Origin of the sequence: Promicromonospora sp. NFX87 (assembly GCF_048564965.1) — a bacterium.
Classification (GTDB): domain Bacteria; phylum Actinomycetota; class Actinomycetes; order Actinomycetales; family Cellulomonadaceae; genus Promicromonospora.
In genome coordinates this window covers 3,731,795-3,748,459 of record NZ_CP183413.1, presented here as the reverse complement: position 1 = coordinate 3,748,459, position 16,665 = coordinate 3,731,795, and the positions used below count along the sequence as shown (strand labels likewise).

The 16,665-nt window shown below is 70.7% G+C and carries 18 protein-coding genes; 5 read left to right on the top strand and 13 right to left on the bottom strand.

All coding sequences use genetic code 11. The features are described from left to right. Positions 1 to 29 precede the first annotated feature (29 nt). Positions 30 to 995, bottom strand: coding sequence for an NAD-dependent epimerase/dehydratase family protein (locus ACNYC2_RS16795; protein ID WP_419702883.1), 966 nt, complete (start codon positions 993 to 995; stop codon positions 30 to 32). A gap of 111 nt (positions 996 to 1,106) precedes the next feature. Here ACNYC2_RS16795 and ACNYC2_RS16790 point away from each other — a divergent pair, with 111 nt between their 5' ends. Together ACNYC2_RS16790 and ACNYC2_RS16785 are read left to right on the top strand one after the other, a co-directional pair. Then, entirely contained in the window at positions 1,107 to 1,751 is a 645-nt protein-coding gene (locus ACNYC2_RS16790; RefSeq protein WP_419702882.1) for a TetR/AcrR family transcriptional regulator, read from the top strand. Beyond that, complete coding sequence (locus ACNYC2_RS16785) at positions 1,748 to 2,437, top strand: type 1 glutamine amidotransferase domain-containing protein (protein WP_419702881.1); 690 nt, start codon at positions 1,748 to 1,750, stop codon at positions 2,435 to 2,437. The genes ACNYC2_RS16790 and ACNYC2_RS16785 overlap by 4 nt, the downstream gene beginning before the upstream one ends. Before the next feature lie 112 nt (positions 2,438 to 2,549). Here ACNYC2_RS16785 and ACNYC2_RS16780 read toward each other — a convergent pair whose 3' ends face one another. From ACNYC2_RS16780 to ACNYC2_RS16760, 5 genes are all read right to left on the bottom strand, one after another. Beyond that, on the bottom strand, positions 2,550 to 3,170 hold the full coding sequence (locus ACNYC2_RS16780) for a ferredoxin--NADP reductase (protein WP_419702880.1): 621 nt from the start codon (positions 3,168 to 3,170) through the stop codon (positions 2,550 to 2,552). Next, positions 3,125 to 4,210 carry a hypothetical protein gene (locus tag ACNYC2_RS16775; RefSeq protein WP_419702879.1) on the bottom strand — a complete coding sequence of 362 codons (1,086 nt, stop codon included), beginning with the start codon at positions 4,208 to 4,210 and terminating at the stop codon, positions 3,125 to 3,127. The genes ACNYC2_RS16780 and ACNYC2_RS16775 overlap by 46 nt, the downstream gene beginning before the upstream one ends. After that, positions 4,207 to 5,112 (bottom strand): FAD:protein FMN transferase, encoded by a 906-nt coding sequence (locus tag ACNYC2_RS16770; protein WP_419702878.1) that lies wholly within the window; start codon positions 5,110 to 5,112, stop codon positions 4,207 to 4,209. The genes ACNYC2_RS16775 and ACNYC2_RS16770 overlap by 4 nt, the downstream gene beginning before the upstream one ends. Further along, complete coding sequence (locus tag ACNYC2_RS16765) at positions 5,105 to 5,608, bottom strand: hypothetical protein (RefSeq protein ID WP_419702877.1); 504 nt, start codon at positions 5,606 to 5,608, stop codon at positions 5,105 to 5,107. The genes ACNYC2_RS16770 and ACNYC2_RS16765 overlap by 8 nt, the downstream gene beginning before the upstream one ends. Positions 5,609 to 5,743: 135 nt before the next feature. Then, the gene (locus ACNYC2_RS16760) at positions 5,744 to 6,283 is read right to left on the bottom strand and encodes a hypothetical protein (RefSeq protein WP_419702876.1); all 540 of its coding nucleotides are present in this window, start codon (positions 6,281 to 6,283) and stop codon (positions 5,744 to 5,746) included. Between the two features lie 91 nt (positions 6,284 to 6,374). Here ACNYC2_RS16760 and ACNYC2_RS16755 point away from each other — a divergent pair, with 91 nt between their 5' ends. The 3 genes from ACNYC2_RS16755 to ACNYC2_RS16745 all read left to right on the top strand — a co-directional run bounded on the left by ACNYC2_RS16755 (position 6,375) and on the right by ACNYC2_RS16745 (position 10,083). Further along, a complete protein-coding gene (locus ACNYC2_RS16755; protein WP_419702875.1) occupies positions 6,375 to 7,544 on the top strand; it encodes a DUF3500 domain-containing protein in 1,170 nt (389 codons plus the stop codon). Positions 7,545 to 7,546: 2 nt separating this feature from the next. Then, a complete protein-coding gene (locus tag ACNYC2_RS16750; protein WP_419702874.1) occupies positions 7,547 to 8,890 on the top strand; it encodes a HupE/UreJ family protein in 1,344 nt (447 codons plus the stop codon). A gap of 332 nt (positions 8,891 to 9,222) precedes the next feature. Then, on the top strand, positions 9,223 to 10,083 hold the full coding sequence (locus ACNYC2_RS16745) for an HAD family hydrolase (RefSeq protein WP_419702873.1): 861 nt from the start codon (positions 9,223 to 9,225) through the stop codon (positions 10,081 to 10,083). Positions 10,084 to 10,141: 58 nt separating this feature from the next. Here ACNYC2_RS16745 and ACNYC2_RS16740 read toward each other — a convergent pair whose 3' ends face one another. The 7 genes from ACNYC2_RS16740 to ACNYC2_RS16710 all read right to left on the bottom strand — a co-directional run bounded on the left by ACNYC2_RS16740 (position 10,142) and on the right by ACNYC2_RS16710 (position 16,657). Further along, a complete protein-coding gene (locus tag ACNYC2_RS16740) occupies positions 10,142 to 10,774 on the bottom strand; it encodes a TetR/AcrR family transcriptional regulator (RefSeq protein WP_419702872.1) in 633 nt (210 codons plus the stop codon). A 5-nt stretch (positions 10,775 to 10,779) separates the two neighbouring features. Continuing rightward, the gene (locus ACNYC2_RS16735) at positions 10,780 to 11,574 is read right to left on the bottom strand and encodes a tyrosine-protein phosphatase (RefSeq protein ID WP_419702871.1); all 795 of its coding nucleotides are present in this window, start codon (positions 11,572 to 11,574) and stop codon (positions 10,780 to 10,782) included. After that, positions 11,571 to 12,437 carry a phosphonate ABC transporter, permease protein PhnE gene (phnE, locus tag ACNYC2_RS16730; protein WP_419702870.1) on the bottom strand — a complete coding sequence of 289 codons (867 nt, stop codon included), beginning with the start codon at positions 12,435 to 12,437 and terminating at the stop codon, positions 11,571 to 11,573. The genes ACNYC2_RS16735 and phnE overlap by 4 nt, the downstream gene beginning before the upstream one ends. Continuing rightward, entirely contained in the window at positions 12,418 to 13,233 is an 816-nt protein-coding gene (gene phnC, locus ACNYC2_RS16725; RefSeq protein WP_419702869.1) for a phosphonate ABC transporter ATP-binding protein, read from the bottom strand. Before phnC ends, phnE begins: the two co-directional genes overlap by 20 nt. Before the next feature lie 13 nt (positions 13,234 to 13,246). Then, positions 13,247 to 14,167 carry a phosphate/phosphite/phosphonate ABC transporter substrate-binding protein gene (gene phnD / locus ACNYC2_RS16720; RefSeq protein WP_419702868.1) on the bottom strand — a complete coding sequence of 307 codons (921 nt, stop codon included), beginning with the start codon at positions 14,165 to 14,167 and terminating at the stop codon, positions 13,247 to 13,249. A gap of 149 nt (positions 14,168 to 14,316) precedes the next feature. Beyond that, positions 14,317 to 15,894: a sensor histidine kinase gene (locus tag ACNYC2_RS16715; RefSeq protein WP_419702867.1), complete on the bottom strand. Its 1,578-nt coding sequence runs from the start codon at positions 15,892 to 15,894 to the stop codon at positions 14,317 to 14,319. Next, positions 15,887 to 16,657: a response regulator transcription factor gene (locus ACNYC2_RS16710; protein ID WP_419702866.1), complete on the bottom strand. Its 771-nt coding sequence runs from the start codon at positions 16,655 to 16,657 to the stop codon at positions 15,887 to 15,889. Before ACNYC2_RS16710 ends, ACNYC2_RS16715 begins: the two co-directional genes overlap by 8 nt. Positions 16,658 to 16,665: the final 8 nt, after the last annotated feature.

Here is a 16,665-nt window from a genome sequence, read left to right as displayed (position 1 = left end):
CGGGCCGGTCGCCTTCAGTCCGTATCCGGCTACAACCCGGCCAGGCTTCGACGCGTCCTGGTCGGTCCGGCCACCGTTTCCGCTCGGATCGTCTCGAGTCCGGCGCGATGGCTGGTGCCTTCGAATCCCGGGAACCGCGCCTTGAACTTCGTGGAGTCGAAGCGGTTGTCGTGCTCGTATCGCGGCAGCAGCTCCCCGAGCTCGCGGACCTGCGCGAAGACGAGGCCGGCCGCCTGCAGAGCCCACTTGGGGAGCACGGTGTGTCCAGGGTCTCGGCCGAAGACCTCGCTCGCCATGGCGACGAACTCCCGGTAGGTGGGCCGGTCGTTGCTGACCGGGAGGTGCCAGGTCTGCCCGAAGGCGTCCGGGGTGTTGGCCAGGACTGCTAGTCCGCGGCTCGCGTCGGGCGTCCAGATGAGCGTCCGCATCCTGTCGTCGCGCACCGGCACGCGCGGCTTCTTGCCGACCTTGAGGTTGTCGACGATCAGGGAGTTCGTGATGCTCTGGGTCCGGCCCGGACCGTAGAACTCGGGAGCTCGGGCGACAAGGACCGGGATGTCCCCCCGCGCCATCTCTTCGAGTGCCATCGATGCCATCGCTGCGCGGACCCTGCCCTTGCGTCCCACCGGCGCGAAAGTCGTGTCCTCGGTCTGGACGCGGTCGTCCTGCGGGTACATGTAGGTGTTGTCGAAGTACGCGAACTTCGCGCCTACGTTGCGGGTCGCCTCCAGCGCGTTCTTGAGCATGGTGGGGAACTGCTTCTCCCACAGTGCGGTGTTCGCCGGCAGCCCGGCGGTGAAGTAGACGATGCTGCTGCCCTCGACGGCCGCAGCCGTCTGTTCGGCATCGAGCAGGTCGGCACGCGCCAGGGTGTCGGAGTCGTTGACCTTGTGCGGATTGCGGCTGACGAGCCTGAGATCGTTCGTGTGCTCGCGTCCCAGCTCCCGAGCTAGCTCGACGGCGATCTGGCCGTTCGCGCCCAAGATTGTCTGCATGTGATCCTCCGACCTCCGCCGGCCGCCCCTGGGGCCAGGGCGCGGCCGATGGTGGTCTTGCGTACGATAATGTTGACGGTGCACACATCAGCGTAGGAGGCGAAGTAAGCAGTGTCAACATCGACCTCACGGGCGAGCTATCACCACGGCGACCTTCGTGCCGCACTGATCGCGGCGGCGATCGAGTCCCTGGAGGCGGGGGAGGCGTTCTCCATGCGCGCTGTCGCGCACCGTGCGGGTGTCTCTCCGACGGCCCCGTACCGCCACTTCGCCGACCGTGGCTCCCTGGACGCGGCGGTCGCGGTCGAAGGGTTCGAGCGCATGCGCGAGGGCCTGCGTCAGGCTGCGGCCGAGCTCCCCGAGGGTGCGGATGCGGTGGACGAGATCACCGCGCTCGGGGTGGCGTACGTCTCGTTCGCGCTGCAGCGCCCGGCGATGTTCCGGCTGATGTTCGGCAACGAGTGCGACGACGCGAACAGCGAGCGAGTCCAGGCGTCCCAGGGTCTGCACGCCGTTCTCGAGCAGACCGTCGTGCGCCTGTTCCCCGCTGCGGATCCCACGAGCCTGTCCACTGCGCTGTGGGGCCTGGCTCATGGCCTGGCGTTCCTCCACCTGGACGGCAAGCTCCGGCCCGAGCCGGGCGACGAGGTGGCCGGCCGCGTGCGAGCGTCGGTCGCCGCGATCCTCGCCCTGCCCGGTGGCGCGCCGACCGGCCGCACATCTGACCGTCACCACCCGTCAGGAGCACGCCCATGACGAAGCGCATCCTCAACGTCGTCACCAACGTCGGCCACTACGACGACCCCGGCCACCCGACCGGGCTGTGGTTGTCCGAGCTCACACACGCCTGGCACGTCTTCGCTGAACACGGCTACGAGCAGACCATCGTCAGCCCGAAGGGCGGTAGCGTGCCCTTGGAGCCGCGGTCGCTGAAGTTTCCCAGCTACGACAGGACCGCCAAGGCCTGGCACGACGACCCAGCCCGGATGGCACTCCTGGGGGACACCGCCAGCCTCGACGACGTCGACCCCGCCGGCTTCGACGCCATCTACCTCACCGGCGGCCACGCCGTCATGTACGACTTCCCCGACAGCGAGCCCCTGCAGCGCGTCACCCGGGAGATCTGGGAGAGCGGCGGGATCGTCTCCTCCGTCTGCCATGGCTACTGCGGCCTGCTCAACACCACGCTGTCCGACGGCTCCCATCTGGTCGCCGGGCGCAAGGTCACCGGGTTCGCCTGGCAGGAGGAGGTCCTGGCAAGGGTGGACAAGCTCGTGCCGTACAACGCCGAGGAAGAGATGAGGAGCCGCGGCGCGCTCTACGAAAAGGCCAGGTTGCCGTTCGTGTCCTATGCCGTCGATGACGGCAACCTTGTCACCGGGCAGAACCCCGGATCCGCCAAGGAGACCGCCACCAAGGTCGCCACACTGCTGGACAGGTGACCTTGCCCTGACCTGAGGCGAGCTGTCGGACCCGATGGACGTGCTCACCCCTGCGCTTCAGGCGCCGAGAGGCTGGGACGTTCTGGCGATCATGCACCGCCGCAGCTACCGATCATGAGCCGACGAAGACGTCGGTGCGCACCCGCCGGACGCCCGCGGCTCGCGCCTGGCGCCGCACCGTCTCGACCGTTCTCGGCGGTCCGGAGACCATCAGCTCGCGGTCGGAGAGCCCCGGGGCCGCTGCAGCGAGCATGCCGTCGGCCTCCAGGCTTCCGTCGACCCACGTCCAGCCCGAGGGCAGGGCACTGCCGTCACGCAGCACCGGCCCGTGGGGGCCGCACCCCGGCGCTCCGGCCGGCACCACCGCGACCACCCGCGATGCTCCGGGCACCTCGCTGGGCAGCGGCAGCTCCGCGGCGTCATGCACCCCGTGCACCAGGACGATGTCGCGGCCGGGCAGCGGCCTGGCAAGGTGGGCGAGGAACGGCGTGATGCCGATGCCAGAGGCCACGAGCGCGAGCCGGGGGCGTCTGGTCTGCCGCCCGCGTCCCGGGATCTCTCTCGAGACATCCGGGCCTCCGGGCAGGAGGAAGTCACCCGCCACGCCGGTGGCGCGTACCTCGTCACCAGGAGCGAGACGTGCCAGCGCCGACTTGAACGCCGAGGGCTGCTCACCGACCCGGGTGATCAGGCGCACCTGGCCCGAGGCCGGGTCCGACGCGAGCGAGAGCACACGGCGCCGGCCGCAGGCATCTCGCCCGGCCGACGGGACGTCGATCTCGAGGTACTGCCCGGGCCTGGCGCGCAGCGGCGCGGTGGTCTCGAACCGCAGGTCGAGCAGGGTTCCGCGCCGCTGCGCGGCCTGCAGCCTGAGCACGACGGCGCGCCGCTGGCCGAACACGAAGGCGAGGACGTTCCCTGCCACGAGCGCGAGCTCGGGGTCACCGGCACTCCCACCAGGAGCGGCAGCGCCGATCCGACCGCGACCACCGCGGCGACGGCGGCTCGCTGCGCCCGCCGCGGCGGTGCGGTCAGCGGCTCGGTGAGCATGAACCCGGCCAGGAACACGATCGGGCCGGCGCTCAGCGCCCACCACGCGGCGTCCCCGAGAGGTGTACCGAGCATCAGGTAGCCGGCCGTCGTCAGCGCCCAGGCCGGCACGGCGTACGCGGCGGCGAAGCCGAACCCACGCGTGCGCCACAGCACCAGCAGCGCACCGGCCGCGACCACGGGCAGCAGTGTGGCGCTGCCGACCCACCACAGGGCCGAGCCGACGTCCGGGACGACGAGCCCGACCAGTCCGACGGCGACCGCTCCGGCCGCGGCCGGGTTGAGCACGTGCCGCCCGCGCCAGGCCAGGACGAACTTGCTCAGGCCAGCCACCAGGCCCGCGACCGCAGCCGTGCCGAGGGCGGCGGGAGTCAGGTCGGGCCACAGCAGCAGGAACAGGATGAGCCCGGTGATCGCCCAGGAACCGGGATGCGGGCGGGCGCCCGTGAACCGGGCGCCCACCGCGGTCCCGGCCCAGGTCGCCGCAAGGGCGATGGCGGCACTGGCGACCATCGCTAGCGGGTCGGTCGACAGCGCTCCCCAGGCGGCGAGCACGGTAGCCGTGACCGCGATCGTCCCCAGGACGACCAGCACCAGGACGTACATCGAGACCCGGCTCAAGATCGCGTCGACACGGGCCGGGAGACCGACCCGGCGGGCGGCGGCGGTGGTCGCCGCGGGCGCGGTGGCGCGGGCGGACGGCCGAGTGATCACGGGGGTCACAGGAACACCTGCCCGTCGATCCCGCCGGCCTGCAGCGGGCCCCGACGCGGCATCCGGACGAGGCCGGTGACCGGGAGGAGCTCCCGGACGGCGTCGGCGTCGAGGAAGAACGCGGCGGTCGCGGCGGCGTCGGCCAGCATTGCCGTCGGGGCGACGGCCCACGTCGCGACGATGTCCGAGGTGGGCCGGCCCGTGCGGGCGTCGAGCATGTGGTGCAGCCGGTCGCCCCAGACGCGCCGGTTGGTCGCCGACGCGCACACCGCGCCCCCGCCGGCAGGCAGGCGCACCACGCCGACGGCCCGGCGCGCATCGCCGGGGTGCTCCAGCGCGACACGGAGCCCGCGGCTGCCGACCTGGCGGATGTCTCCGCCGGCGTCGACGGTGAACTGTTCGATCCCGGCGGCCTCCAGTACGCCCACGACCAGGTCGACGAGGCGTCCCTTGCCGACCGCACCGACGTCGAGCAGCACCGGTGCGGACGGATCGACGGTCGACGTGGCGGGGTCCCAGCCCAGCGCGGGCCAGGCCGGCACCGATCCGCGTCCTGACGAGCTCGGCTTCAGCGTGTAGCCGGCGTCGTACCCCAGGTCCTCCAGGGCATGACCGACCAGCGGGTTCACCGCGCCCTCGGTCGCCGGCGCGAGCGCGGCGTAGAGACCGAGCATCGCCGCGCCGTCGGCGTCGACGTGATGCCTGCGGGGTCTGCGGGCCAGGTCGTGCACGAACGAGTCGGTGCGGAACCGTGACCAGGTGGCGTCGAAAGCGGCGATCTCGCGTCGCACCTCCGCCTGCGTCGTGACCGGCAGCGGGGCGGGGGTGTCGATGATCCACCGGGTCCCGATCGCCTCGAACTCGAGGCGGGCCGGTGCTGCCGGGGGTGCGGTCCGGGTCGCGTCACGCACTGGCCTGCTCCGCGATCTGCGCGACGGCCGCCTCGAAGCCGCCGGAGGTGAGCGAGGAACCAGCGACCTTGTCCACATCGAGCTCGTCCAGCGCGACGCCCACCACCTCGTCGGCGATGCCCGCGGCGAACTGCTCCTGGTACTGCGCGGACGTGCCGTCGGTGGCCTCGGGCGTGACGGTCACGGCGGTCACAACGCCGTCGGCGATCGTCAGCTCGACACCTACCGTCTCGGTCCCGGCCGGGGACACGTAGCTACCCTCGGCCGAGTAGGTGCCGTCGACGTAGGTGCTGGAGGCCGCATCGGAGCTGGTGGTGCTGTCCTCGGACGTCGTGCTCTCACTCGAACCAGCGTCGCCGTCGGTGCCGGACGTGTCGGTGGTCTCCTCGACGACGGTCTGCGTGCCGCTCTGCGCAGCAATGGCCGAACATGCGCTGACGGGTAGAGCCAGGCCGAACAGCCCGATCGCGAGTGCCCTACGAATCCTGAGGTTCATGAGTGCTGCCTTCCGGGGTGTGGTCTTGCTGACGGACACCACACTCGGCCAGGCCGGATCAGCCGCGCCGCAACGCACCGTTAAATCGACGTCAAGACCACCTGGAACCCCGCGGCATGCCCGGCACGTCCTGTGTCAGCCGTGCGCGAGGAGCTTGAGGCCGACCACGCCCAGCGCGAGGACGGCGAGGACGCCCAGGGCCAGGAGCCTCGCCGGCCAGGACAGCCTGGTGCGACGAATGCCGAGCCAGGTGATGAGCACCAGCGTGGCGATGAGCGCACCGACTCCGATACGGAGTGCGACGTCGAGCGTCCACCAGCCGAGGCCCGCCGCTGCGAGGGACACCAGCGGAAGGACCAGTGTCAGGAGCGCGTCTGCGCTGGTCCGTGTGATGGCGGCGAGGTGGCTCCGGCCGGGGAACCTGCCATGTGCGGCCAGGTGTGCGATGAGCTCGGCGAGCCAGGCGGCGGTGACGGTGCCCACGGCCGTGATGGTCAACGACCCTGCGGCGACCCCCACGGTCAGATCCTGCGTGTGACCGAGCAGCGTGAGGATGACCGCCAGCATGGCGAAAGTGACGTAGACCCGTTCACGGAGCTGCTCGCTCAGACGCTCCCTCTCCTGCGGGCTGAGTGCGGAGAAGCTTGGAGCGGCAGGGCGACGAGGGGTGCTCATGAGGTCATTGTGTCGCGCGCCCACCGGGCTGTGACGGACGGGTCTGACGTTGCACGGGCGGTCCCGCGGACCGAGAAGTATCTTCAGATGCATGAAGACCAGGCAAGGGCGTGCGAAGCGGCCCCGCCGCACGGCGGCGTGGAAGGTGCTGGCGGTCGGACTGACCGTGTCACTGGCCGGATGTACCGGCTCGGACGGTACCTCCGCGGGTTCGGCGGAGACCAGCGCATCAGCCTCGAGCTCGTCGACCGCGTCAGCGACGGCCTCCTCCGAGGCGGGCGCCGACGTCGTCACCCTTGCCGAGGCGTTCGCCGCGACGCTCGACGACGAGCAGCTCTCCGCACTGAACCAGGACTACACCTTCGAGAACGCGGCCAACTGGTCGAACCTCCCCAACGCGCTCCTGGCCGGCGGCATGGGCGGTGGGCCGGGCGGCGGCTCGAACAGCACCGGCCGGGTAGGCCTTCAGACGAGCACGCTCACCGACGAGCAGTGGACCGCACTGGAGGATCTGCTCGCCGGTGCGACAGGTACCGCGGAGAACGAGGGCTACGACGAGATCGTCCAGCACCTGGAGGCCGACGACTACCTGGGCGACAACGGCGGTGGTGACGACTACGGTCGGGGCAACTTCTTCGTCGCGTTCCTCGGGACTCCCTCCGCGTCCGGCACCTGGGAGCTGCAGTTCGGTGGCCACCATCTCGCCGTGTCGAACACCTACACCGACGGCGCCCTGGTCGGGGCGACGCCGTCCTTCCGCGGGATCGAGCCGATGGACGAGGTCGAGGTCGACGGCGACACCGTCATCCCCGAGCAGCAGGAACGGGCCGCGTTCGCCGAGCTTCTTGCGTCGCTCGACGACGACCAGCTCACCACGGCGACCCTGTCGGACTCGTTCAACGACATCCTGCTCGGCCCCGGTAAGGACTGGGCGTTCCCCGAGTCGTCCGAGGGCCTGGTCGGTTCGGACCTGACGGACGACCAGAAGGCTCTGCTGCTGACCGCGATCGAGACCTATGTCGGAGACCTGGCAGACGGGGACGCCCAGACGATCCTCGCGCAGTACGAGGACGAGCTGGACGAGACGTACGTGGCGTACACGGGTGACATCGCGATGGAGAACAACGGCGACTACGTCCGCATCGACGGCCCGTCGGTATGGATCGAGTTCTCCATGCAGAACGGCGTGATCCTCGACGGCGCCCACCCCCACGCGGTGTGGCGCGACAAGACCGCTGACTACGGCGGCCTCACGTCCTGACCATGCGTCGGCTCGCGATCCTCGCCGTCTCCGGTGCGGTCCTCCTGCTCTCGGTCGCCCCCGCGGCGGCACATGTCGTACCGGCCACGACGATCGAGCTCGACGTCCACGAGTCCGACATCACCGCGACGGTGACGATGCCCGCGGCCGACCTCGCCACGGCGAGCGGCATCGCGCTACCCGACGGTACGTTCGGCGCGTCGACGTCAGCCCAGGTGAACGCCTACCTGCGCCAGCACGTTGCCCTGACGTCGGACGGCGAGCCATGGACGGTCGAGGTCGACGACCTCGCGGCGACCCGGACCGAGCAGTGGGGAACGGGTGCGTTCCCGTCGGTCACCGCTGAGCTGACGCTCGTGCCGCCGAGTGCTGACCGCATGCGCGCCTTCACGCTCGTCTACGACGCGATCATCCACCAGGTGATCACCTCGGACATCTTCGTGACGCTCCACAGCGACTGGTCTGCCGGGCAGGTCGAGTCCGTGCGCGACCTGGGGACGATCACGCTCGATACCCGTACCGGCGAGGTCGCGCCGCTCGAGGTCGACCTGGACGACGGGAGCATGTGGCAGGGCTTCGCCGGCATGGTCCGGCTCGGCGTCTCGCACATCGCGGAGGGCACCGACCACCAGCTGTTCCTGCTCACCCTGCTGCTGCCCGCGCCCCTGCTCGCGGCGGGCGGCCGGTGGAACAGGACCGCGCCCACCGGCACCGCCGTGCGCCGGATCACGACCATCACCATCGCATTCACCGTCGGGCACTCCGTGACCCTCGTCCTGGGCACCCTGGGCCTGCCGGTGCCGCAGCAACCGGTCGAGGCGTTGATCGCCGCAAGCATCCTCGTCGCAGCAGCACACGCCGTCCGTCCGGTCTTTCCGGGGCGCGAACCGATCGTCGCGGCGGTCTTCGGTCTCGTGCACGGGATGGCGTTCTCGACGACGCTCTCCTCGATGGACCTGTCCGGAACACAGCTCGGCCTGAGCCTGCTCGGCTTCAACCTCGGCATCGAGATCATGCAGCTTGTCGTCGTCCTGATTGTGCTCCCACCGCTGGTCGTGCTCGCACGGACCCGCTCCTACGGGCCGATGCGTGTGACGGCCGCCGTGGTCACGGCGGTGGCCGCGACCGGTTGGCTGCTCGACCGGCTGGGTGTACCGAACGTGGCCGCTCGGGGCGCGGATGCGCTCGGCGTCGGCTCGCCGTGGATCGTGGGCGCCCTCTGGTTGGGTGCGGCCGCTGTTCTCGCGACGCGGGGCACCACTGGGTTGGCCGCGCCGTACGGCAACCGCGCTACCCGGGGAGCGCATCATGTCCGTCGTCGCCGTGGTGCGCCAGTCGCACGGTGAACGTCGTGCGACGCGGTCCGTGCCCGGGCCGGCGGACGGGGCGGCACCGGCGGCGGGCGTGCCCAGCAGGGCCGAGGCGCCGACGGCGGCGACGGTCCCGGTTTCGTGCGCGACCATCGCGACCTTGACGACTTCAAGAGGTGGGTGGACAAGACCCTCGACCATCGACACCTCAACGAATCGATGGGGGCTCTCCTACGGCCGAGAACTTGTCCACATGGATGTTCCGTCGATGGGCCTCGGTGTACCCCGAGCTCCTGGCCGAAAGTCGTGGTGAAAGTGGTGTGACATCGACGATCGCCGTGCGTCTGAGGGGCATGACGGATACGACAGTGCCTTCGCCCAGGACCGACGACGCTCAGGGATCCATCCGCCATGTTCGCGCGGTAGACGTCACGGTCGGCGCAGCCCTGATAGCCCTCGACATCGACGGCACGCTGCTCAAGGACCGCGGGACCGTGCCGGAGGAGACGGTCGCGGCGGTCGCCGACGTGCGGCAGTCGGGGCACCACGTGGTGCTCGCTTCCGGCCGCTCGCTGGCGGGCGTGCTGCCCGTCGCCCGCCAGCTCGGCATCGACATGGGCTGGGTGGTCGCGTCGAACGGCGCCGTCGTGGCTCGGCTCGACGCCGGCCAGCCGGGCGGTTACGAGCTCGACACGGTGCACACATTCGACGTGGAGCCGGTGATCCGCCGTGCCCGCGCCCTGGTCCCCGCGGTGCAGGTGGGCGTCGAGGAGATCGGCTGGGGCTACCGGGTGACGCGCCCCTTCGAGCCCAGCTCGGTGAACGGCGAGCAGCGGGAGGTCCCGGACGCCGAGCTGTGGGACGTGCCCGCAACCCGCGCGATCCTGCGGGGCGACGGTGTGGCCCGGCTTGTCGAACCCCTGCGCTCCCTCGGGGTCACGCCGGTGCCTGCGGCGTCGGACTGGGTCGACGTCACGCCCCGGGACCTGAGCAAGGCGACGGGGCTCGAACGAATCCGCGAGCAAGTTGGCGCAGACTCTGCCCGGACAGTGGCGGTAGGTGACGGCGTCAACGACCTGGAGATGATTGTTTGGGCGGCGCGCGGCGTGGCGATGGGGCACTCGCCTGCGGTCCTGCGCGACGCCGCCGACGAGGTCACCGGCACGATCGACGAGCACGGTGTCGTACCGGTGCTGCGGTCCGTGGGCACGACCACGGCAAGGTCGTAGTCACGGAGCCCTGTGCGAGCCCTGCCGATCGCGCCGACGACCGAGGCCGGGGCAACACTCAGGGACCCGGTTCCTGGGCCATGCCACGCCATGCGACGCGGATGGCTTCCTGGCAGCGGGCGATGGCTTCGGGGTCCTCGAGAGTCACGCCTCGTACCACGAACTGGTAGTAGAAGACCCCGTTGATGAGGTCGATGCAGGCGTCGATGTCGATGTCGGGGCGCAGGACACCCTGGTCGATCCCGGCGCGCAGCACCGCGACCATCCCGCTGCGGCGGCGCGCGACGTGCGACCTCCAGTAGGCCTGTGCGAGCCTGCGGTCGGTCATGGCCAGACGTAGGCGCAGGCGGAACCGCTCCTCGGGGTACTTCTCCCGCGCACCGGCCGACGACGCGGTGTAGATGTCCAGCACGTTCTGGAGCAGGTCGCCGTCGAGCGGGATGACATATGGCTCGCGGCCGCGGTCCAGCGCCGCCGCGACGAGGTCGGTCATGCTCGGCCAGCGCCGATAGATGGCGGCCCGGCCCAGGCCGCTGAGCTGCTCGACGCGGCTGACCGTGATCTCCTCGCCGCGCTCCATGAGTTCGACGGCGGCGTCGAGGATCCGCTGGTCGTGGCCCTCGGACCGCGGGCGGCCGGGGCCGCGGCGGTCCGCCGCGGCCCCGGGCGGGGCAGGTGTGGTGCCTCCCACGGTGCTTACGCCGCGCCGGTGGTCGTCAGCGCCCGCTCCCGCAGGCGTGCGACGAGGTCGTCGGTGAGCCCCGCCGCGCGCAGCGGCGCGAGGGGGTCACCGTGGCGTTCGGCAAGCACCGTGAGCAGCCCGTGCATGGGCTCTGGCGAGAACTCCGAACGCATCGCCGAGCGGGCGGCGGCGTCGAGGTCGTAGCCGAACTTCTTCATGAGCGGCGTCATGACGGGCGCAATGCGTTCCATGATCGCGGCCGAGTTCTCGCCCGTACGGGTGTAGTCGGCGACGATGGCCTCCCCCTCGGCGCCGAGCACGAGCAGGATCGCTGCCGCCAGCACCCCGGTGCGATCCTGGCCGGCCGCGCAGTGGAACGCCACGGTGCCCGGCGCGTGCGCGATGATCGCGAGCGCGGTGACGATCTGCCCGGCGGCACCCTCGTACATCCGCACGTACATCCGCTCGAATGTGGCCTGCTCGAACGCAGGCTGGTCGAGAGGGACGTCGCTCGCCTGACCGATGTCGGCCATGAACGGCACGTGGTGGTAGTTGACCCCGGTGCGAGCGCCGAGCGGGCCGCGACCCGTGATGGTGGCCTCGTCGGACGAGCGCAGGTCGATCACGGTGCGCAGGCCCGCCACGACCAGGGCGTCGGCGACCTCGGGGGTCACTATCGAGAGGTCGTCGGCTCGGATCGCGAACCCTTCACGTACGGTTCCGCCGGCGACGGGGATGCCGCCGAGGTCGCGGAGGTTGACGGGTGCGCTGAGCGGGACGACTACGGGTGTGGTGCGGGTGACTGTCATGTGATCTTCCTTCGGATGACGGCGCTGGCCTGGTCGATGACCGTGACCAGCACGATGATGCAGAGGACGATGGCGGACAGATGTCCGTAGTCGTACATCTTCATGGCGGTGGTGAGCTCCAGTCCGATGCCGCCGGCGCCGACCATGCCGAGGATGGTCGCGCCGCGCACGTTGCCCTCGAAGAGCAGGAGCGTATAGGAGACGAGCAGGGGTCCGGCCTGCGGCAGCACGCCGTACTGGACGACCTGGCGGCGGGAGGCGCCGACGGCCTGCACGGCGGTGACGGGTCCGGCGTCGACCGCCTCCATGGCCTCGGCGAAGGTCTTGCCGATGGAGCCGACGGAGCCGACGGTCATGGCGAGGATGCCGGCGAACGGGCCCAGGCCGACAGCCGAGACGAACATGAGCGCGAACACCAGGTCGGGCAACGACCGGATGATGTTCATGACCCAACGGGTGGGGTAGTACAGCCAGCGCGGGGCGATGTTCGATGCCGCCCCGAAGGCGACGACGAGGGACAGGACGGCACCGAGCGCGGTACCGACGATCGCCATCTGCAGCGTCTCGATCAGCTGTTCCACGATCGTGGGCAGCTTGTCCCAGGTGGGCGGGAACAGGCGCAGGAGGAAGTCACCCATGTTGGTCGTACCCTCGCCGAGTTTGGCGAAGTCGAACTCGGCGCCCACGAACGACCACACCATCAGTACGACGACGACCGGGATGCCGAGCAGGAAACGCGCCCGGGGGACGTTGACGGCGCGTTCCAGCCGGGTGCGCTCGCGCGTATCGAGCTGCGGTCGCGTGGCCGGCTTCTCACGGCGAGAGGTCTCGTGGACGGTGGGTTCAGACGAGATCCTGGACAAGGCCGGCCTCCCTGTCGTCGTGGGCATAGAGCAGGTCGAGCGCAGCCGCGTCGAGCTGTGCGGTCGGGGCGGAGACGAGTACTTCGCCGTGCCGCAGGCCCACGATCCGGTCCGAGTGCTCGAGGGCGAGCGGCAGCACGTGCAGACTCACGAGCACGGGGATCCCGTCCTCGCGTGCGATCTCGTGCAGCAGGTCGAGCACCGACTGCGACATCGTCGGGTCGAGCGAGGCGACTGGTTCGTCGGCGAGGATGAGCTGGGGCCGCTGCATGAGCGCCCGCGCGATCGCGACGCGCTGCTGTTGCCCGCCCGAGAGCGTGCGGGCCTGGTCGGTCGCCTTGTACGCGATCCCGACGCGGTCGAGCAGCTCCATCGCGCGCTTGCGGTGCGCGGTGGAGAAGCCGCCGACCAGGTTGATGGCACCGGCGTCGTGCAGGGCGCCGGTGAGTACGTTGGTGAGCACGCTGAGCCGGCCGACGAGGTTGAACTGCTGGAAGATCTGGCCCACCGACGCGCGGACGTGGCGCAGCCGGCCGCGGCGTAGGTCCGTCATGTCGACGCCGACGACGCGCACGGTGCCGCTGTTGATGGGCGCGAATCCCGTGAGGCTCTTCATGAGGGTTGACTTGCCCGAGCCTGACGCGCCGAGCAGCGCCACCATCTCGCCGGGATGCAGGTCGAGGTCGACGCCGTCGAGCACCAGGGGACCGTCGCCGTAGGCGACCGCGAGGTCGCGTACGGTCACGAGCGGCGAGGTGTGCCGTGGCGATGCCTGATCCAGCGCTGGAGTCGTCATGGTGGTCCGCCGCTCAGCCGAGGTCGGAGATGTCGACGTCGGCGATGGCCGCGATATCGACGAAGGGCTGGAAGATCGACGGGTCGGGGTCCACGACCGGCTCGGTGCCCTGCATCGCCTCGAACATGGCGCCGAGCGACTCGGCGTTCTCCTCGACGAACACGTTCGGCAGCGCCTCGGCGAGCAGCTCTCGCTTGTCGTCGGCGATCTGCTGGTCGGCGAGGACGGTGACGGCCACGGGCATGGAGGCGCTCTCGCCGATGGACCGGGTCTCGCCCTTCTCGAACGGGAACATCCCGTTGTCCTGGCCGGCCATCGTCGGCATGATCGTCGAGGTGCAGGCCACGTCGACATCGCCCTCCTTGAGAGCGATGAAGCTCATGTCGTGGCCGCCAGAGAACATCGCCTTGTAGTCGGTGTCCTTCTCCAGCCCGGCCTCGTGCAGCATCGCCACGGGCATGAAGTAGCCCGAGCTGGAGGCCGGGTCAGCGAACGCGACCACGGTCTCGGGCGTGATGTCGTCCAGCGACCTCAGCGGCGAGCCGTCCAGCACGAGGCAGGTAGAGACCGGGTCGTCGTTGCCGGGCCAGGCGACGAGGGAGTCCACCTCACCCGTGTTGACGGCGAGGGCCGAGGGGAAGCCGCTCATGAAGCCGATGTCGACGTGGTGGTTGCGCAGCGCCTCCACGACGGCGGTGTAGTCGGGCACGTCGACGACCTCGACCTCGCGCCCGGTCTCCTTCGCGACGAGGTCGGCGAACGCCTCGACCGGGTTGGTGGCGGCCGGGTCGTCGCCGAGTGGGGTGGTGGCGAAAGTGATCGGGGCAGCTGGGTCCGGTGCCGGTGTGGCGTCGGCGGAGCCGGTGCAGCCGGCGAGGAGGGCGGTGGCGCCGAGGCCGAGCAGTCCCAGGGCAGGCAGAGCGCGGGAGCGCATGGGAGTTCCTTTCGGGAGGGCCGGACGAGGCCCGATGGGATATCGCGACTGGCGATACCGGAATGACACCCTCCGAAGGTGACTGCGAATTACGAGACTGCTGTACCTGGAACCGAAGAACTGGTGAACAACGAGAACGTCATGCTGCGCTACGTGGAGGACGCAGGGCCGTCATGGTCGTTGTGGTGCGGCAGTCGTACGGTGAACGTGGTTCCGGGTGGTCCAGGTTCGTCCGCTGTGGCGGAGCGGACCTCGATCGTCCCGCCGTGCGCGGTGGTGATCGACTCGGCGATGGCAAGGCCGAGGCCGGTCGAACCGCCCTCGCGGTTGCGGGCGGCGTCGCCGCGGGTGAAGCGGCGGAAGAGCGTGGTGCGTAGGTCGGCCGGGATGCCGGGGCCGTCGTCGGAGACGGTGAGCAGGACGGCGTGCCCGGTGCGTCCGAGCCGCACCTCCACGTGGGTGCCGGGCGGGGTATGGGTACGCGCGTTGGCGAGCAGGTTCGCGACAACCTGCCGGAGGCGGGCTTCGTCCCCGGTCACGACCAGGTCGTACGCTGCGTCGTTCCCGCCTGGCTGCGGGTCATGGTCCGGCCCGTCCGGCAGGTGAAGCGCCCACGTATGGTCCGGGCCGGCCGCGTGCGCGTCCATGACCGCGTCGACGGCCAGGGCAGCCAGGTCGACGGGCGAGCGGTCGAGCTGTCGTCCGGCGTCGAGGCGGGCCAGCAGCAGCAGGTCCTCGACCAGATCGGTCATGCGCACGGCTTCGGACTCGATGCGGTCCAGCGAGCGTGCCGCGGTGGGCGGGAGCTGCTCGGAGGTGCGGTGGACGAGCTCGGCGTAGCCGCGGATCGAGGCGAGGGGCGTGCGCAGCTCGTGGCTCGCGTCCGCGACGAAGCCGCGTACCTGGGTCTCGGAGTCGTGCCGGGCCTGGAGGGACGTCTCGACGTTCTGGAGCATGCGGTTCAGGGCGGCGCCGACCTGTCCGACCTCGGTCCGTTCGTCGGTGAGTGTCTCGGGCAGGCGGGGGATGGCGGCAACCGCTCCACGCGAGAGGTCGAGCTCCGAGACCCGGCGCGCGGCGTCGGCGACACCGTCTAGCGGCCGCAGGGAGCGGCGCACGAGCCATGCACCGAGGATGATGGCCGCGAGTACCGCGGTAGCCCCGAGGGCGGTCTGGACCAGGGCGTAGTGCTGGACCGTCGCGTTCACGGCCTGGGTGCTCGTCGCCACGACGGATGGTCCGTCGTCGGTCGTGAGGTGCACCGCACGGAACGAGCCGAGCCCGCTCAGCTGCACGTCGTGCGCGCGCCCGTCGGCGGGAACCTCCAGCAGCTCGGCGACCTGGTCCTTGTCGAGGTCGAGCTCGTCCAGCGAGGCGGTGACGTGGTCGGCGACGACGAGCTCGCCGTCGAGATACCGCACGACCGCGCTGCCGGGGCCCAGGCCGGGCGGGAGCGTGCGCGGCGTGGCCACGTCCGAAAGCGCGTCCGGTGCCGTCGCTGCGGGGGCGCGGTCGCCGGGTGGCAGCTGCGCGGGCCCGTGCGCGAGCCCCTGGCTCGCCTGGTCCAGCTCGCGGTCGAGCTGTGCCACGAGCTGGGAGCGGAGCCCGGCCGTCGACGCCAGTGCGAGGGCGAGGGTCGTGACCAGGACGACGGCCGCGAGCACGAGCACGAGCCGCCGGCGCAGCGCGACGGCCCTGCGCGCCCGGTGGTGCAGGTCGTCAGCCATGTGCTGCTCCGGCGTTCCTGGCGGGCTTGAGCGTGTAGCCGACGCCGCGCAACGTGTGGATCATGGGGTCACGTCCTCGGTCGATCTTGCGCCGCAGGTAGGACACGTACAGCTCGACGATGTTCGCCTGCCCGCCGAAGTCGTAGTTCCAGACCCGGTCCAGGATCTGTGCCTTGGAAAGTACGCGGCGTGGGTTGCGCATGAAGTAGCGCAGCAGCTCGTACTCGGTCGCCGTCAGCCGGATCTCCTCGCCCGCGCGCCACACCTCGTGCGCGTCCTCGTCGAGCGTCAGGTCGCCGACGACGATGACGGCGCTCTCGGCGTCGGTGACCGCGCCCCGCCGGCGCAGCAGGCCACGCAGCCGGGCGACGACCTCCTCGAGGCTGAAGGGTTTGGTCACGTAGTCGTCGCCGCCCGCGGTGAGGCCCGCGACGCGGTCCTCCACCGCATCCCGCGCCGTGAGGAACAGCACCGGCATCCGGTCGTCCAGGACGCGCAACCGCCGCAGGACGGCGAACCCGTCGGTGTCGGGGAGCATGACGTCGAGCAGGACGGCGTCGGGGGCAGTCGCGCGTGCCGTGCGGACCGCCGATACACCGTCGTGGGCGGCTGACACGTCCATGCCCTCCAGGCGCAGCGCGGAGCTGAGCAGCTCGGTGAGGTTGGGCTCGTCGTCCACCACGAGGACCCGGACGGGTGTTCCGTCGGGCCGGGTCAGGCGTGGCTGGTGCGGGTGGCCGGCAGACGCGTGGGCTGTGGTCATCAACCCAC

Bases quoted from the DNA above. Each gene is read 5' to 3' on its own strand.
- ACNYC2_RS16795 (WP_419702883.1), bottom strand. From the start codon at position 995: ATGCAGACAATCTTGGGCGCGAACGGCCAGATCGCCGTCGAGCTAGCT.
- ACNYC2_RS16785 (WP_419702881.1), top strand. From the start codon at position 1,748: ATGACGAAGCGCATCCTCAACGTCGTCACCAACGTCGGCCACTACGAC.
- ACNYC2_RS16765 (WP_419702877.1), bottom strand. From the start codon at position 5,608: ATGAACCTCAGGATTCGTAGGGCACTCGCGATCGGGCTGTTCGGCCTG.
- ACNYC2_RS16760 (WP_419702876.1), bottom strand. From the start codon at position 6,283: ATGAGCACCCCTCGTCGCCCTGCCGCTCCAAGCTTCTCCGCACTCAGC.
- ACNYC2_RS16755 (WP_419702875.1), top strand. From the start codon at position 6,375: ATGAAGACCAGGCAAGGGCGTGCGAAGCGGCCCCGCCGCACGGCGGCG.
- ACNYC2_RS16750 (WP_419702874.1), top strand. From the start codon at position 7,547: ATGCGTCGGCTCGCGATCCTCGCCGTCTCCGGTGCGGTCCTCCTGCTC.
- ACNYC2_RS16735 (WP_419702871.1), bottom strand. From the start codon at position 11,574: ATGACAGTCACCCGCACCACACCCGTAGTCGTCCCGCTCAGCGCACCC.
- phnC (WP_419702869.1), bottom strand. From the start codon at position 13,233: ATGACGACTCCAGCGCTGGATCAGGCATCGCCACGGCACACCTCGCCG.
- phnD (WP_419702868.1), bottom strand. From the start codon at position 14,167: ATGCGCTCCCGCGCTCTGCCTGCCCTGGGACTGCTCGGCCTCGGCGCC.
- ACNYC2_RS16715 (WP_419702867.1), bottom strand. From the start codon at position 15,894: ATGGCTGACGACCTGCACCACCGGGCGCGCAGGGCCGTCGCGCTGCGC.
- ACNYC2_RS16710 (WP_419702866.1), bottom strand. From the start codon at position 16,657: ATGACCACAGCCCACGCGTCTGCCGGCCACCCGCACCAGCCACGCCTG.